This window comes from Paenibacillus harenae DSM 16969, assembly GCF_000422465.1.
GTDB classification, from domain to species: domain Bacteria; phylum Bacillota; class Bacilli; order Paenibacillales; family Paenibacillaceae; genus Pristimantibacillus; species Pristimantibacillus harenae.
Genome location: NZ_AULV01000014.1, coordinates 1 through 17,287 on the forward strand (window position 1 = coordinate 1; position 17,287 = coordinate 17,287).

Annotated in this window: 15 protein-coding genes; 3 read left to right on the top strand and 12 right to left on the bottom strand. The window is 50.9% G+C overall.

The annotated features are described in order from the left end of the window. Positions 1–263, top strand: a 263-nt coding sequence (locus H581_RS0101510; RefSeq protein ID WP_028608465.1) for an IS3 family transposase, incomplete at its 5' end; no start/stop codon positions are given. A gap of 253 nt (positions 264–516) precedes the next feature. Here the strand turns inward: H581_RS0101510 and H581_RS0101515 are convergent. The 12 genes from H581_RS0101515 to H581_RS0101570 all read right to left on the bottom strand — a co-directional run bounded on the left by H581_RS0101515 (position 517) and on the right by H581_RS0101570 (position 15,196). Continuing rightward, positions 517–1,407, bottom strand: a complete 891-nt coding sequence (locus tag H581_RS0101515) for a class I SAM-dependent methyltransferase (protein ID WP_028608466.1) — start codon at positions 1,405–1,407, stop codon at positions 517–519. Positions 1,408–1,464: 57 nt separating this feature from the next. Beyond that, positions 1,465–2,898: an MDR family MFS transporter gene (locus H581_RS0101520; RefSeq protein WP_028608467.1), complete on the bottom strand. Its 1,434-nt coding sequence runs from the start codon at positions 2,896–2,898 to the stop codon at positions 1,465–1,467. Next, positions 2,895–3,812 (bottom strand): NAD(P)/FAD-dependent oxidoreductase, encoded by a 918-nt coding sequence (locus H581_RS0101525; protein WP_028608468.1) that lies wholly within the window; start codon positions 3,810–3,812, stop codon positions 2,895–2,897. The genes H581_RS0101520 and H581_RS0101525 overlap by 4 nt, the downstream gene beginning before the upstream one ends. A gap of 57 nt (positions 3,813–3,869) precedes the next feature. Continuing rightward, the gene (locus H581_RS0101530; protein ID WP_028608469.1) at positions 3,870–4,355 is read right to left on the bottom strand and encodes an RrF2 family transcriptional regulator; all 486 of its coding nucleotides are present in this window, start codon (positions 4,353–4,355) and stop codon (positions 3,870–3,872) included. A gap of 342 nt (positions 4,356–4,697) precedes the next feature. Further along, positions 4,698–5,963, bottom strand: a complete 1,266-nt coding sequence (locus H581_RS32705) for a TolB-like translocation protein (RefSeq protein WP_156889473.1) — start codon at positions 5,961–5,963, stop codon at positions 4,698–4,700. Positions 5,964–6,083: 120 nt separating this feature from the next. Then, positions 6,084–7,190, bottom strand: coding sequence for a GerAB/ArcD/ProY family transporter (locus H581_RS0101540; protein ID WP_036717444.1), 1,107 nt, complete (start codon positions 7,188–7,190; stop codon positions 6,084–6,086). Between the two features lie 17 nt (positions 7,191–7,207). Next, positions 7,208–7,435, bottom strand: coding sequence for a hypothetical protein (locus tag H581_RS0101545; RefSeq protein ID WP_028608471.1), 228 nt, complete (start codon positions 7,433–7,435; stop codon positions 7,208–7,210). A 6-nt stretch (positions 7,436–7,441) separates the two neighbouring features. After that, positions 7,442–8,656, bottom strand: coding sequence for a Ger(x)C family spore germination protein (locus H581_RS32710; RefSeq protein WP_342663379.1), 1,215 nt, complete (start codon positions 8,654–8,656; stop codon positions 7,442–7,444). Further along, positions 8,638–10,194: a spore germination protein gene (locus H581_RS32715; RefSeq protein ID WP_051250381.1), complete on the bottom strand. Its 1,557-nt coding sequence runs from the start codon at positions 10,192–10,194 to the stop codon at positions 8,638–8,640. Before H581_RS32715 ends, H581_RS32710 begins: the two co-directional genes overlap by 19 nt. 135 nt (positions 10,195–10,329) lie before the next feature. Further along, positions 10,330–11,640 (bottom strand): ABC transporter substrate-binding protein, encoded by a 1,311-nt coding sequence (locus H581_RS0101560; RefSeq protein WP_028608472.1) that lies wholly within the window; start codon positions 11,638–11,640, stop codon positions 10,330–10,332. Between the two features lie 123 nt (positions 11,641–11,763). Further along, on the bottom strand, positions 11,764–13,419 hold the full coding sequence (locus H581_RS0101565; RefSeq protein WP_028608473.1) for a response regulator transcription factor: 1,656 nt from the start codon (positions 13,417–13,419) through the stop codon (positions 11,764–11,766). After that, positions 13,412–15,196, bottom strand: coding sequence for a sensor histidine kinase (locus tag H581_RS0101570; protein WP_084134422.1), 1,785 nt, complete (start codon positions 15,194–15,196; stop codon positions 13,412–13,414). Before H581_RS0101570 ends, H581_RS0101565 begins: the two co-directional genes overlap by 8 nt. A gap of 224 nt (positions 15,197–15,420) precedes the next feature. Between H581_RS0101570 and H581_RS0101575 the strand changes: the two genes are divergently transcribed. Continuing rightward, positions 15,421–16,311 carry a carbohydrate ABC transporter permease gene (locus H581_RS0101575; RefSeq protein WP_028608475.1) on the top strand — a complete coding sequence of 297 codons (891 nt, stop codon included), beginning with the start codon at positions 15,421–15,423 and terminating at the stop codon, positions 16,309–16,311. After that, the gene (locus H581_RS0101580; RefSeq protein ID WP_036717388.1) at positions 16,311–17,150 is read left to right on the top strand and encodes a carbohydrate ABC transporter permease; all 840 of its coding nucleotides are present in this window, start codon (positions 16,311–16,313) and stop codon (positions 17,148–17,150) included. The genes H581_RS0101575 and H581_RS0101580 overlap by 1 nt, the downstream gene beginning before the upstream one ends. Positions 17,151–17,287: the final 137 nt, after the last annotated feature.

A 17,287-nucleotide genomic window follows, 5' to 3' on the forward strand; every position in this document is an offset into this window, starting at 1 on the left:
CCCATCCTGTGTTTCAACAGAAAGTAAAGAATGCGGGGTTCACACAATCCATGTCTCGCAAGGGTAACTGCTGGGATAACGCACCCATGGAGTCCTTCTTTGGTCATATGAAAGATGAGTTAGATTATGAGGACTGCCAAACCATAGAAGAGCTTCGTCAAAGAGTTAACGAATACATCCTAATGTACAACACATCTCGCTATCAATGGGGATTAAAAAAGATGACTCCTGACGAATACAGGAGCCATCTACTTTCAGCTTAGCACTTTTTATTAAGTGTCCACAAACGGGGTTACAGTTCAAGGGTTTACCCTTGCGCCACCATTTTTTATTGCTGGTCGATCCTGCTTGTTTAAGCAAATTATGGACTCAGATTGATCTCCCGATTTCCTCGAGCTTTTGTTGCGCAGCGAACCTTTGCAAGCACGGTAACAGAGATCAGCTTTGTATAGGCTGGCCGATCCACTAAGTGATCTCTGATTTTTCTGGAAGAATACGCAAACCTCCTTGTCGGGCTCAGATCTCTCTCGTGTACATGTTCTGATCCTGCAATCGAATCAGTACTTTGCCAAAACGTCCGCCTTCATGGATGACGACTTTTCCGGACGGATAGGCTTGCTCCAAATAGTCGGCAATGATGTTCCGATTCCGCTCATCTGCAGGCAGACGGTGATGGCCAAGCCAGGTCATCGCTTCCTGCAACGCCGCTTCTCTGGAGACTTCCGTCGTTTTCACTTCCCGCGTGATAAGCGATTCGTATGCATAACCTTTAAGATACAGCAAATGCAGCAAATATCCCATTTCCATATGTTTCGTATGGTAGGGCTGACCGGTGACGAGCGGCCAAATTTCATTCACCAGACTGTGCTCCGCAGGACTTACCGGCAAACTGATGTAACAGAACTTTCGAGCGCACTGGAGCACCTTCTCCACACTCTCCCAATTGTGAATGACCGGGCACATCGAGACAAAGACAAGATCGAAGGCCTGGTTCCAGCCTTTGGTCTGCACGTCAATATCTTCAAACGGTTCGGGTACAATCTTCACCTGGTCTTCGGCGAACTTCGAGATGTTTTCTTCCAGCAATTCGACCAGCGGGGGAGAGGTTTCTATGGCGGTTACACGGGCCCCCCGCTCCGCAAACGGTACCGAGAACACGCCGGATGCAGCGCCAATATCCAAAATGGAGCTGTTTTCAAATTGCACACCTTGTCCTTCTAGCCAGTTCATGATTCGTTGGGTTCGTCTTCTTCCCTCTTCGCTAAACGATTGTTCGTTGAAGGTCTTGGCCTTATGGTCAAAAGATCGGGTAGGGTCGATTCCATTCTTTTTCATCCTGTTGATTTTCAGAGCGGACTCGTCTTTCCACGCTTTTTCCCATAGGGCTGCATTAAAAAAATCGTTCATGAGTATTCCCCACGCTTTCCTTATGGTTTTTGGATTTCTCAAAACGAACGGCCTGATTCACCCTGCCGCCTGTTCATGCTCCGGCGATTTCCCTTTACGGAGAAAGAGACCAAGTACGAGCGCAACGAGCGCGATGATGACGCCGAACCAGAACGCGTTGTTGATACCGGCTGCGAGTCCTTTGACGATTTCCGCCGGAGCCTGCGGATCGCTCGCTCCGCTCAAGTACTGCTTCTGTCCGCCCGACATAATACTGATGTACAGGGCAGTACCGATTGCGCCGGACACCTGCTGCAACGTATTTAAGATCGCTGTCCCGTGCGGGTGCAGATGGCTTGGCAGCTGGTTAAGCCCCGCTGTCTGTGCGGGCATCATCACTAGCGCGATGCCAATCATCAGTGCGATGTGAACGGCGACGAGGAAGCCGGTGCTCGTCGCTTCGTCGAATCGGGTGAATTGCCACAACGAGACGACGACAACGGCCAGTCCTGGGATGACCAAAACGCGAGCCCCAAACTTGTCAAACAGCTTGCCTGAGACCGGGGCCATGAACCCGTTCACAATCCCGCCAGGAAGGAGGATCAAACCGGACTTGAATGCTGTTACCATGAGCACGCCTTGCATAAACATCGGAAGCATGATCGCCGATGAGAAAAATGTCATCATAAGCACAAACAGCAGCACCGCGACAAGCGCAAATGTCGGATACCGAAACGCACGTAAATCCATGACAGGCTGCTTTAACAATAGCTGCCTCCAGACGAACAGCAACAAGGAAACACCGCCCGCGGCGATCGACCAGATGACTTCCGGTTCCGACCAACCGTGTTCACCAGCATTGCTGAACCCATAGACGATTCCGCCGAAGCCGATCGTCGACAACACGATGGATAAGAGGTCCACTCGCGGTTTGGTGACTTCCGACACATTTTTCAAGACAACGGCGCCTATAATAATGGAGATCAGCGCAAACGGTGTTACAAGGTAAAACAGCCAGCGCCATGAAAGCCCGTCAACGATTAAACCCGATATAGTCGGGCCAATCGCCGGCGCGAACATGACGACGAGCCCTAACATCCCCATTGCGCCTCCCCGCTTTTCTGGTGGATAAATGGTCATGATTACGTTCATGACAAGCGGCAGCAGCATGCCGGTTCCTATCGCTTGAATAATCCGCCCGACCAGCAGCACGCCGAATTCCGGCGACACCGCCGAGGTGACCGTACCGATGAAGAACAGACTCATCGCCGCCAGAAATATTTGCCGGGTCGTGAACCATTGCTGTAGGATTGCCGTCACCGGAACAAGCACGCCAACGACGAGCATGTAGGCGGTGGAAAGCCACTGACCCGTTGACGCAGACACGCCAAAAGATTTCATCAATTCGGGAAGGGCATTGCCCATTAGCGTCTCGTTTAAAGCGGCGACGAACATGCCGATAATCAGAGCAAACATGATTGGACCGCGCTTCATATGATTTAAATCGATCATCCGTTTCTACCCCAAGCCTCTGTATTCAGTTCACCGTTGATGACCGCGGCGGTAAATGCACCCATCGAAGCCGCAGCTATGGCCTGATGCATTCGCGATGCTGCATCACCGGCACTATATACACCCGGAATGTTCGTTTTTCCGAATTCATCGACGACGATCGCCCCCCATTCCGTAATCTCGCACCCGATCGTTTGCGGCAAGTCCGATCCTGTAACCAGATCCGGTTTGAAGAAGATCCCCGTGCATGGAACGGTCGTCCCATCTTCGAGAATGACTTGCCGAACGATCCCGTCGCTAGAGGCGATGTACCGGATCGGCGAGTCGTAAAGAGGCACTTGATTCCGCTGGAACTCCTCGCGCTCGGTATCCGTCAGTTCATCGGGGCCATTCGTGCAGACGGTAAAACGGTTCGTCCATCCGGATATGAGCGGAGCGAAATGCATAAGCTCAGTCCCCTTCGTAATGATGACAAGCGGCTGATCCCTTAATTCCCAGCCGTCGCAATACGGGCAGACGAAAGCGCTCTTCCCGTATACCTCCGCCAGTCCCGGAACGGCAAGCGGCTGATCCTTCATGCCGACGGTAAACAATAATTTTTTGCTTGCAAAAGTTTGTCCTTGCTCCGTCTCAATTTGAAACCGGCCGTCGCTTCCCACGATTGACACTGCCGTATCCGCCACGAATGATACGGAGGGATAGGCGTTGATCTCTTCCTTCGCAATTCGCCGAAACTCGCTCGGACTGATCCCGTCGCGGGTAAGAAACCCGTGGACCTCGCGAGTCACAGCGTTGCGGGGACGGCCTGCATCGATCACCGCCACCTTTTTCCTTGCCCTCCCAAGCACAAGGGCGGCGTTCAACCCAGCCGGTCCGCCGCCAATAATTGCCACATCGAGAAGCTTTTTATCCATCATAAATTTCAACCTCCATAGATCTATAATATCCATAATTAGATTACAAGAAGTGCATCACTTCTTGTTTACCTCGTGGCTGCAACGCTTGAACGCCTCATTCAATACCGACTGAACCGTATGTTCCTGCAAGTATTGGTGCAGATGCTGTTCCGCGCCGTTCATAACTTTCTCAACCAAACATTCGTTTTGTCCCGGACGTTTCTGATCCCGTTGCGCAGTCCCCTCTTCCGCCAACAACCGATGCTGCCGCGAACTCGAATTCGAGCATTCGAATAACTGCTGTCTTCCTTCAATCACTTGAATCACATCAAGAAACGTAATCTGATCTGCCGGCCGTGCAAGCTCGTAACCGCCGTTTACCCCTGGCACAGCACGTACGATTCCATCCTGCCTCAGCTTGGACATGATTTTGGATAAATAGCTTTCGGAAACACCAAGTGCTCCAGATAATTCCTTGATCCCGACATTGTTGCAACGCTCCGAGTGTCCCAGATGGATTAAGGCATGTAGGGCATAATCTGTACTTTTGGAGAACTGCAAGTTTCCTCCTCCCTTCTCAATATTATCATTAATAAAGACCTGCAATATCCATAATAAGTGATTCAACTTTAAATTGCAATGACATTCTTGATCCAACCATTTTCGCCAGTCCCTGACTGCAAGGCCCGCCAGATCCAACAGCAACACCATGGACATAACCGGTTCTGTCATCGAAGTAGGTACCGTTAATACCGAATTTGGTCGAAGAGGTTAGGTTGGACCAATTCCTCTACTCGGATGTTCAAACATACAGAGGGCTGTACCTAAACCATTGGCTTTTGGGACAGCCCCTTTTTAAATGCCCTCGCGTGTATATTTTGCCAAACGAAGGCTTGTGTCTTTTTAACGATCCGGCATGCCCCGTTCCCCGCAGAAAAAGCGCAATACCTTGTCCCAGTACCATTGCCCGTAATAGGAATCGGCCTGGTCGATGCTCTTAATCCATTCCTTCGCCCTTGAGCCATCCGGGCGGCTGACGAGGACATTTGCGACCGCATGACCGTTTCTAACCCAGAACAGCTTCTTCGGCAGCGGGACGGGATTGTAGTCGCCGAAGCCTGCGGAAGGCTTCGTAATGACCGTCTGCTTCCCGCTCGCAAGTTCGATGGCAACCAGTTGCGGATTCTCCCTCTCGCCGGGAACATCCTCCCGCTTCGATTCCTTCGCTCGCGATACGACGATTTGCTCCGGCCCCTGCCACGCAAAGTCTGAATCGACAAACCCCTCCGGCGTGTATACCGCCGATTTGCCGGAGGTAACATTCAGCACCTTCAGTTGCTTATTCACTCCTGCGTCGCGGCCAACCCCTTTCACGAAAGCCAGCCGGTCATCATTCGGCGACCACTCGAACCACTGCTCATTATTCACCATCTGATCCAGCGTGCGGAATATAACGCCGTCCGCCGCGACGACGCACAGCGTATTGCTGTCCGCGGATAACGAAGCGGTTGGCGTCGCGAGGAACGCGATCCAGCGTCCGGTTGCCGACCATTTGAAGGTGCTGGTTCCCACGGCGAAAAAATCGTCCGACGGCTTCGGCAGCACATGGACGGTCACGTATTTGGACGGATCCGCCAGCGCCTGCAATGGAATCTGGTATAAGCTGATCGGCGTCCAGCCGTCCGGAAGCAGCTCCGAACGGGAGGAAGCGAAGAAGCCCTTCCCGTCCGGCAGCCAAGCGTAGTTGCCGATTCCTCTGGCCGTCTCAATCGGCTGATCCGGCTGCCTCGCATCGACGTATTGCAGCAGCTGCTGCTCCGTTTGATAAGCAAGCTTGTTATCGCTTGGCGACCATTGAAAGTTGCGCCCGCCTTCCGCCGACACGAGACCGCCGCGCCCGGTGGGCACATGGAGCACCCACAGCTCTTGCTCCGTCTCACCCTTCGAATAAGCTATCCAAGCGCCGTCATACGACCATTTTGGTTGACGGATATAGGGTCCGTCCACCAGCTTCTTCTCCCCGCCCTCCTCTTTCATCCACAGATTGCCGCCGCGGACGAAAGCGGCTTTCGGCGAAACTTCCAGTCTGGCCGCAAGGACGGTTCCCCCTACTGACGCAAACAGCAAGCATGCTATGGCCGCCAGACAAACGATTTTTAACCTGTTCAAATCCATAACCCTCCTTAGGCGTATTGTCCTTCCCGCCTGCAAGCGCAAGCGATCGTTCCAAAACTTAAGATTCCCTCCTCTTGGAAGAAACATGTTTCGAACGGGTGTGATGGTGGTGATTCAACGAATATCCGATTTTGCCCGTTTCTTTCGGACCGACGCTACTCCCAGAAGCACCAACGGAATCAGGAGCCCATACGTTGAAGCAAAGAATGGCCATATCGTCGTATCGAACGAGATCAAGTAGGGAATATTCGGAATAATCAATATGGATACGGCATACAAAAGCATGCATATAGGCAGCGTAAGCGGCCGATAATCGGGAATGCCCAACGTCTGTGAAAGACATAAAACGGTTATGTAGACGCAAAGGATCAGCTTGAAGTAGATCGTAACCAGCCAGACGGCGGTAATGATCACTTCAACCCTTTGAATAAACTCCCCTATCTCTATTTTTTTGGCCAACTCAAAGCTGGAATAAAGCTCGCTGGCCGTATTCTCCGCACCCATCACCAGAAGGGCGAGCAGCGTGACGGCAAATAAAACGCCCCCTCCAATGCATGTTCCGAGCATAAACGCTTTTCTTGCCCGTTTCGGCTGATCAACATTCGGAAATATCATCAAGAATAATATAAGCTCCAAATAAGGAAATCCGATATACGGAAACGCGGAGGTCAGGACAGGCTTTATTCCTTTCCCCAATACGGGCTGAATCTGCTTGAATTCCAATTCGGGCAAAAGCAGGAGGACGAATATAAGTAACAAGAACATAACAAGCGGGAAGAAGAGATCCGCCGTACGGGCTATATTGGAGACGCCATAGTATAGGCCGATTGCCACGATACTCAAATATACAAGGTGTATCGCATGAATAGGCGTTTCCACTAACATGGTCGCGTTGAGAAAATCGCCCAGATTCCGCAAGACGAGCGCCGTTAAGATGAACGCGTAAAAAAACCACAGAAAAGACAGTAACGTCCCCAGCCAACGTCCGCATATCTCCTTGGTGAGCCCGATCAAGGTCTTGCCGGGGAAACGACTGCCTAATATGCCGTACATCCATACAAGCGCAAGGCCGGCAATCCACCCGACCAAGGCGGAAATCCATGCATCCTGCTTGGCTTCTGCGGCTAAGAAACCCGGAACCAAAATAATAGTGGTGCCAATGATGAACAGGGATACCAATTTTCTGAATTGGTTCTCTTGGATATTGTCGTTTTCCGGCACCTTGCCCACCCTTCCCTTCACTTTCCTAACAACAGTTTGCTTATCGGCTCGTATATTCGTTTAATCCATTCGAGCGGGCTGGGAACTTCGATCCCCATGCTAATCGTTATGCAAAGCATGCTTCCGGCAAGCAGCAGGACGGAGAATACCCAAAGCTCCTTCCGCTTTTTATTCTTGATGAGGGACGGAGCCTCAATGAAGACCATGAGCATTCCGGCTGCCAATACGGTTGCAATTCGCCACATCTAAGATTAATCCCCCATTCTTTCAGCGATTGATTTTGTGGTTTTGAACATTTTTCCGATTTTAGCCTCGACCTTAATGGTCACCTGCATAGCGGAAAATGCATCGTCCCACTCTTTTTGTCCCGACTCCCAATAGCGGGGGTACTTTCTTTCAACCTCATTGCCGAATCCGAATATGTCCGATTTATATTTTTTTTGCATTTTATTTACAGCGGAAGCTATAAAAGAACGAATTTCATCTTGCGTCAGGCTTTCCAACTCGGCTATGGTCGACGGCTTCGTAAAGTCCATTTCGCACTGCGCATCCGTTACTACGCCTTCTGTTTTCACCTTGATCTGTATGATAGGCTTGTCTGCCTTCATGGCGACCTCCATTTTACGGTTGGTGCGGAGCAGCTCCACCGTGATATGTTTGTTTTTTTCTCCCGGACAGGTTAAGAGAAGGGTGGTACTCTTTACCTTCCCCTGCGTGAAGTTGAAACCCCTGCTTTCCTTCTCGGTCAACCAACCGAGCAGCTTGTCTTTTTTGAAAACAGCCAAACCGGCATATTTCAACTGGGTAGGGGATTGGATTTTTTCTACATTTTTTTTATCATTGCCGGCCTGCGGATCGCCAATGACGACAATTCCCGTTGCAACCGCTTCTTGCCCTTTGCTGACGATGGCGGAAATCAGCTCGTCGATTTTAATTGCCGCGGTTTCCCCCCATACGTTCGATGAGGTCTCCAGCGATGCGTTCAATTTAGCAGCCGGCGTCTTCTCCAGCGGGGTGTATACTTTGAGTGTGTCTTGCGCATCGGCCCCCCGGGCGATGACGACATAAAAATCTTTGCGGTACTCATGGTCTCTTGAGATGTAATCCAGCACATTGCCCAATCCTTTTCTTGCGAACTCCTCCCCGAAAATAAGCATCTGCAGCTGTCCGACATATATTTTCCTTGTGCTTACCTTCGTCATTCTTCTATGCACCTCCTGAAATCCGCCGCCGGATTCCTGAAATAAAGTGACGGGCGCAAGGGTAGAAGAACCTCCCTCCTTGCCGGAAATCGCTCCGGGATTAAGAATCTGATTGGTTAGCAGCATGCGGTCTCCTTTCCGGTCCACGCCGATGGCCACTGACACAGCCAGTTCGTTTAATTCGCGGCGATTCCAGCAGCCGGTCGTCATCGCTGCGCACAGGAGAGAAATAATGGTGACGTATCCTATTTTTTTCGTAACAATTCCTCCACTTCAGCTGTGGGTCCCTGTTGAAGAGTCTGCGGACCGCTCTCCCGAATCGGATTCTTCCTGCTTATGCTTCGGGGGCGCGTAATCATATCCCGCCAAGTAACGCGTATGGCCGCATCCTTCGTGTCTTCCTGTATGACAGGGGCGTATGGCGACATATAGGGAACGCCGAAAGAACGCAAATGACAGAGGTGTTGGACGATCAGGATTATTCCCGCGAGAATGCCGAATAATCCAAAGGATGCGGCAAGCCCCATCATCCCGAACCTTAATATCCGAATGGCAATCGCCATGTTATAAGCTGGAATGATAAAACTGGAAATGGCCGTGATCGAGACGACAATAACCATAGCCGCCGATACGAACCCTGCCTCGACCGCCGCTTGGCCGATCACAAGCGCTCCTACGATCGAAATGGACTGTCCGACTGCTCTAGGCAATCGAACGCCGGCCTCCCGCAAAAGCTCGAAGGTGACTTCCATCAAAAGCGCTTCAAAGAAAGCGGGGAACGGAATTCCTTCCCGCTGCGCGATTAGACTAATTAATAGTACCGGAGGCAGCATGTCTTGATGAAAGGTCGTAATCGCTATGTATAAGGAGGGAGCCAGCAAGGCGATCATCAAAGCCGCGTACCGAAGCAGCCGTATGAGAGTGGATATGTCCGCACGCTGATAATAATCCTCCGCCGATTGCAGAAACTGCGTGAATACCGCCGGCACCAACAAGGTAAACGGCGTACCGTCTATGAGAATGGCGATTCGTCCCTCGAGAAGATTCGCCGCAATCACGTCGGGTCTTTCCGTATTGAAAACCGTTGGAAACACGGTGAAGCCATTATCCTGAATGCATTCCTCGATATATCCGCTTTCTAATATCCCGTCAAGCCGAATGCGCCCGATTCGGTCGCGAACCTCTTGTACGGCCTTGTCGTTCGCGATGCCGTTTATGTACATGATGGAGACATCTGTTTTCGTGACCTCACCGATGAGAAACTGCTCGAGCCACAGATTAGGATCTTTGATTTTACGCCGTACCAATGCAATATTGATTGCAATGTTCTCGGAAAAGCCTTCCTTCGGGCCCCGGATCACCGTCTGGGATGTCGGCTCTTCTACGCCCCGCTCCTCCCAGCCTTTCGACGCAAGCAATAAACCGTAATTAACGCCTTGACAGAGGATTGCCGCTTTCCCTGATAGAATACCTACCAGAAGCTTATCAAAACTCTCTTCGACTTGAATCTCGCCGACGGGCAGCAGCCTTTTTTTTATAAAATCTAACGAATCGGTCAAAGACGAAGAATCGGTTATCGCATGCTCATCCTGATTCGATGACAATAAGGGGCTCATAATAAACTGATTGATGATTTGGGCGTCCGACAAGCCGGAGACGTAGATGACAACAGCCTCAAACGGATCTGACCGGTCCGAATGCCATTCCCGTATGACAATATCAGGGCTGTTGCCGAGAGTTGTTTTGATGAGTTGTATATTATCATGAAGACTTACGGTTAAAGCATGCTTCCTATCGCCCATGATTTAACACCCCTTCTAGTCAGATTGCCCTCGGTGTTAGGTTTTCATTCAGAACGGATACGGTCAGGACAGTTCCATTTATATAAAAAAACTCAGCACCATGACGGTGCTGAGCCTGCGTTTCTGACTATCCGATTATTGAGCGGAGCCGAACTGGATCCAAGCTTGTTGGATTTCCGTGACCGCCTGGTCCTTCGATTTGCTGCCGCCGATATAAGCCTGCATCAGCTCGCCGAATTTTTGGTGGAACGTATCCAGGGAGTAGTTAACCGTAAGGTCGCCGGATTTTTCCGTTTTCAACATTTCTTCCATTTGCTTCGGCATATCCAGATCGGGAAGCGGAGCATCCTTGATTGGAGGAATTACCTTCGCCACGGTGGAGAACCAGTTTTTTCCATATTCGGACGTGTACAGCCAGTTGAAGAACTCAATCGTTTCATTTACGACTTTAGAATCTTTGTTAATGCGAAGCGCTTGGTCTGCGCCCGTAACGAGAAGGTTCTGCTCTGCTTTCTCGCTGACAGGGTAACCTACGATGCCGAGCTCGAAATCAGGATTAATCTTTTTGATCGCTTCCTCGTCCCATGCGCCTTTACCTGTCATGAATGCCGCTTTGCCGGATGCGAAGTCGCTGACTTCGGCATTGCTGTCGCGCTCAAGCGGTTTGTTCGTGCCGTGCTCGACCGTCATATCGATAAAGCTGAAGAAGTTGTCGTACAGCACCGGATGATCCTTGAACGTCGTCTCGCCCGCAATAAACTTGCCAACCAATTCCTTCGGCGTCGTGCCGGCGTCTTCAGCAGCCGCGTTCACGAAGTTTTGGAAAATGTGCTTCCATACCCACCACTCTTTATAAGCGTTGGCAAACGGCGTGATGCCTTTCGCTTCCAGCTTCGCAACGGCGTCATTCATTTGGGAAGTCGTCTTCGGCACTTCCGTAATGCCCGCATCGGCCAGCAGCTTCTTGTTGTACACCATGCTCATCAGATTTCCTTTAACCGGAAGTCCGAGAACTTTACCGTCGGTGGAGCTCATGTTGACTTTGACAGCGTCCGTCATAGCTGCCGCAAGCGGCTCATTCGTCAGATCCGCGCTGTATTCCGCGAAGGTATCGATATCTCCGCCAGCCGTTGTCTGGAATACGTCAGGCGTGCTTCCGGCTGCGATTTTCGACTTCAATACCGTGTTGTAGTCGGCTTGCATGATTTCAAGATTGATCGTAACATTCGGTTTTACTTTCTTGTATTCGGCAATATACGCGTTGAATGCATCCGTGTATTCAGGCGAAGCCGTGAACATATTGATCGTAACCGGTGCATCGTTGCCTGTTCCGTTATTAGCAGCGCCTTCGTTGCCGGCCGTGTTGTTGTTTCCGCCGCCGCATGCCGAGAGAATGCCGACGACCAGCGCCAGGCTAACCGACATGGCGAGTAATCTTTTTTTCATTGTATTGCCCCCATTTCCCTTGGTGAATGTTGTCCCTGGTGACTATTGTAATGAATAAGAAACAGGATAAGAATGTACATAAGTGAATAGTTAAGGGTAAAAAAGTGTCATCCCGCATGCCGTTCACTTTTTAACCATTCCAGCTGCGGCCCGGTACTCGGAGGGAGAGACGGAATAGTAATTGCGGAACGCTTTGCTGAAATAATTTTTGTCCTTATATCCCAGCATCTCGGAAATATCCTGAATCTTTAACGAGGAATCGTCCAGCAGCTCCTTCGCCTTATCCATTCTGACCTTCTGCACATACTCGTGGATGCCGTATCCGAACTGCTGTTTAAACAACTTCATTAAGTACTCCCGGCTGAGAAAGTGCTTCTCGGCAAACATCGATATCTTGATATCCTCGAAATAATGGTTGTCGATATAGCTTTTAATATCCCCCGCATCAAATGGCTGATTCGCCGTCTGCGCCTTCCTGATCTCACCGCTGTAGTAATCCGCGATCCGGTGAAGCAGCGACTCGTATTCCTCCAATGAGGCGAAATCCAGCGGAATGCCGAAGGAACGCAGCTCCTGCTCGCCTCTCATCGGCAAGCGGTCCGGTTTCGCTCCCAGCTCCAAAGCGATATCGTTAAGCAAAAAAACCAGCTCCCGCAGCAGCCGGTCCGCATCGCCAAAGCTCAAGCCGTCCGATGCCTTCAGCCGGTTCATCATCTCGCTGATTACCGACTTGGCGCTCTGCGGATTGCCGTTCTCCAACATACTCCTTATGATAGACATGCGGCTAGTTAAGGACTGGCTTTCCTTTACAACGGGGAGGACGGCGGTTCGAATCGCGGCGGCCGTCACGGCGATCCCCTTCAGCTTCGATAGATCCAATCCGCTTATCGCAGCCTTTGCCCCCTCATAGGAAACGGCGATATCCATTGCATCATCGGTAATTTGACCGATTCCAATGGCGGCGGAAATTCCGAATAAGTCATTGAGCGTTGAAGACGCCTTCTTCATCAGATGCATGGCCCGGTAAGCAATATCTTCTGTGTATCCGCCCTTCACCGTCAAAACGGCAATCATCTCCCGCTCCAGCTTCGGGCTCGCGAAGGTGAAGGCGGAGAAATGATCGCCGGCGATTTCATTAATGACATTCGCTACCGCAAAATGCAGCAGGTCGATATCCCCATGAAAACGTTTTTTTCTAATCAGCTCTAGATTCAACACCCGCAAGGTTACCGCCGTAAACCGGTTGCCGGGGTCATCCGCGCCGATCAGCGGAAGAAAAGCTTCGTTCGTCTGGCTTTTGAAGCTGCGCTCGATAATGGAGAGGTATACCTTCTCCTTCAGGCGAGGAAGCGACATGTTCAGCGTTATGTTGCGTTTTATAAACTCGCTTTCCTTCATGCGCTTGGCTTCCAGCACGTCGATCGCTTTGCGCAGCGACTGATTAAGGTCGTTGCGGTTCACCGGCTTAAGTAAGTAATCCACGACTTTCGAGCGAATGGCTTGTCTCGTGTATTCGAAATCATTGTAGCCGCTAATGACAATCGTCAGCAGATCCGGATATTCGCGTTCGATAATCTGCAGCAGCTCCATTCCGTTCAGCTCGGGCATCTTCATATCGACCATCGCCAGATCGATCTTATGCTTCCGGAGCATGTCGAGCCCAATCCTGCCGCCATCTGCCTCCAGCACCTCATCTACGCCCAGGCCCTTCCAGTCGCCCAATATGCGAATCGCGTCCCGAAGCGGCTCCTCGTCGTCGATTATAAGCACTTTATACATGACTTGCGCCTCCCCGCGGTAATAACATTTCCATTTCCGTGCCGGTTTTATCCGTCCGTATAACCAGCTCCGCCGCTTCGCCATAGAGCAGCTTAAGCCTTGTATTTAAGTTGACGAGCCCAATGCTTTCCTCATTGATATCCCGGTCCTTCCACTCGCTTTGAAACGACTCTTGTACCTGCTTCAGTCTCTCCGGCGTAAAGCCCGGTCCATTATCCTTTACCGAAATAACCGTATATGGCTGCGACAGTCCGGCTCCAATCTCAATCGTAACGGTACCGGTCACCTTCTCGAGCCCATGCTTGATGGCGTTCTCCACGAGCGTCTGTATCGACAGCTTCGGAATTTCCAGCTCCATCAGGCTATCATCCCAGTCATAGACAGCCTGGAGCCTGCTCCCGAAACGAGCCTTCTGCAGCGACAGGTAATGATCGATATGCTTCAGCTCTTCCCTGGCCGTCACGATATCCTTCCCGCTGATGCAATAGCGAAGCGTCAATGCCAGCGCATCGACCATGTCGGCAATGTCATCCTTCTCATGCTTTAACGCTTTTGTCGATATCGCCTGCAAGGCGTTGTATAAGAAATGCGGGTTGATCTCCGCCTCCAGCGCCTTCAGAATCGCGTTTTTCTCCACCAGCTTCATTTTGTACCGTTCATTAATGAGGTCGTTCGTCCTTCTCACCATCTGATTGAAATGGCGCGACAAATAGGCGATCTCATCCCTGCCGACCACTTCCGCCTCCGCGTCGAAATCGCCTGCGCTAAAACGGTTCATCTGATAAGAAAGCTTCTTCAGCGGCTTCGTAATCGCATTAGAGAAATAGGTAACGAGAATAACGGCCAGCAGCAGGAACACTGCCCCTATAGTAAAGCTTATGTTTCTTGTCGTTGTCGCCGCCTCGTAAATTTGCGAATAGGGGATCGGTTTCACCAGCTTCCAGCCCTCCTGCTCGCCGACATTATAGACGACCAGATGCTTCTGCTCTCCTTCCGACCAGGTTAACCGGCTCCCTCTGTCCCCCGTTAGCCTCCCTGTTACGGCTGCGTCCTCCATCCGCTCATAGACCGACAGATCGTCCGCGTAGAAGGGTTCGTTGTCCGGGCTGAGAAACAGCAGATGCTGGCCTTCGCTGAATGGAATATCCTTCATAATCTCATCTCTTACCGAGGAATCGAAGTAAAAGGACAGCACGGCTTGAGGCTCTCTGGAGACGATCGAACGCAGCACGCGGTGGTACGCCATAAAGCTGTTCCTCGTATCGACCGGATAGCCCGGCTCGGCATCAGGCAGCACGAACGACTGATAAGCCCGGTTCGACGGGCTCGTCATCGCCTTCTCATACCACGGCAATCGCTCTATATCCGCATCTATGCCAGTCCGGACCGTAACGTTGTAGTTCTCCTTCGTTACCGCATAGTACTTCTTCTCCTGTACGACGTACAAATAAATAGCCACCAGATCCTGGCGTGAATAATACAGCTCGCGCAAATAGTCTTCTACGTACATCCTCGAGGCATAGTTCTCCGATTCATGCGTAATGGCATAAACGATTTCGTCGTAACGGATCTGCGGCAGCGACAGCTGCTCCATCCCCGCAAGATACTCCTCCATGTTTTGATTCACAAGCAGCAGATTGCTCGACGTGCTCGAGATGCTGTTCGCAACCGACTCCTTCTGCAGCATCTGATACGAAATATAAGTAAGTGACCCGACAACAAGAATAATAATGGATGTGAATAGCAAAATAAGCTTGTTCACAAGCTTCCTCGACATGAGCTCAATGATGTTTTTCGCGGCTTTGGCTGCCTTATGTATAATGGAGCCCACTCTCCTTCATGTCTTCGATTCCGTTCACCTTTTTACCCTTAACTGTTTTGATAAATCCATTTTTGCGTACGAGCGGTTGTTTTATAATACACATTATAGCTGAAACTGATTGGTTGTGTAGGCGGACAAACAAGAGGCCCATACACACTGCGAAGAAGAGAGGTGCTTCGATGTTTAAATCATTAGGGAGAAAATGGAGCGAAAGGCTCGAATTCGGCATCTTTACGCTGCCGGTATTCATTTGTATCGCCGTCGCTTTCTATATCCCGTTTGCGTTGACGATCCGCTATTCCTTGACGAATTGGAACGGTATTTCCAGGAATCCGGCCTTTGTCGGTCTTGATAATTTCAAGCAAATTTTTATGCATGACGCCAATTTCGCAAGCTCCGCATGGTTTACGATTAAGTATGCCGTATTGTACATTGTACTGGTGAACGTGCTTGCAATTTTGCTTGCCGTCGTGCTCGATATGAAGCTGAGAACATCGTCATGGCTGCGAGCCGCATTCTTCATCCCGTATATCCTGAGCCTTGTTATCGTCGGCTTCATCTGGAAATTTATCTTCATGCAAGGGTTCGAGTCGCTTGCGGCCAGCACCGGTTGGGGCATATTCGATCTCAGCTGGCTTGGAGAGCCCGGGCTTGCATTCGTATCGATTCTGTTCGTTTCCATTTGGCAGTCGATCGGCTTCTACCTGGTTATCTACATCGCAGGCTTGCAATCCGTGCCGGATGATTTGAAGGAAGCCGCAACCGTTGACGGGGCCGGACCGGTAAGAAGGTTCTTCAGCATTACGCTGCCGCTGCTTGCGCCTTCGATCACGATTTCCGTGTTTATGGCATTGACGAACTCGATTAAAGTATTCGACGTCATCCTGTCGCTGACCGGCGGCGGACCTGGCGGCACGACATACAGTATCGCCTATGATATCTATAGAGACACATTCCAAAATTATCTTTTCGGTTACGGAACGGCAAAAGCGCTCATCCTGTTCGTTGCAGTTCTGTTCGTGACGATTATTCAGTTGGCGCTCTTCAAGCGCAGGGAGGTTGAGGCTTAATGTATAAACATAGCAAAGCAAAAGCCGGACGCATCACGCTTGAGATCGTGATGGTGCTTCTCTCGCTCGTGTTCCTATATCCATTGTTCCTGGCCATCAACAACTCGCTGAAGAGCTTCGGCGAAGTCATGACCGACGTCATTGCGCTGCCGAAGCAGCTCGTCTTCGAGAACTACTCCTACGTATGGTCGTTTATTAATTATCCGAAGCTGTTCTTGAACAACTTTATCATTACGGGAGTGGGACTTGCAGGGATTATCCTCGTCTCCTCCATCGCAGCTTACAAGCTGGCAAGAACGAAAACGCGCTGGAGCGCGCTTCTGTACCTGCTCTGCATCATGCCCATGCTCATTCCGTTCCAGTCCATCATGCTGACGGTGCTGCAGGTGGCCAAGAGTTTGAACCTGTCCGAGAGCACTTGGGGACTCGGCTTGCTTTACTGGGGCTTTGGCGCTCCGCTTGCCGTATTCATCTACCACGGCTTCGTGAAGGGGATTCCCCAGGAAATCGACGAGAGCGCGACGATTGACGGCGCTTCGGGCTTCAAGCTATTCTTCCTGGTCATCTTCCCGCTGCTGAAGTCGGTTACGACAACGATCATTATTATCGACGTCATGTGGATCTGGAACGACTTCCTTCTGCCGCTCCTGATGGTGAACGCCTCGCCGGACACGAAGACATTAACGCTTGCGGCGTACACCTTCGTCGGACAATACACGTCCGATTGGCAATATGCGATGACTGCCATGGTGATGGCTGTGCTCCCGTCGATCGTCGTGTTCATCTTCCTGCAGAAGTACATTGTCAAAGGCGTCGTCGCCGGCGCGGTGAAGGGTTAAACCACAGTCTGGCAGAAACGCCTGCCGGAGGAATATAAGCCTAGTTATATGTACTATGTGAATGAATGGTTTGATTTGTAAAAGCTGCTCCATCGGTCTTTAGGCCAGGAGCAGCTTTTGGTTTCTTCATGCAATTA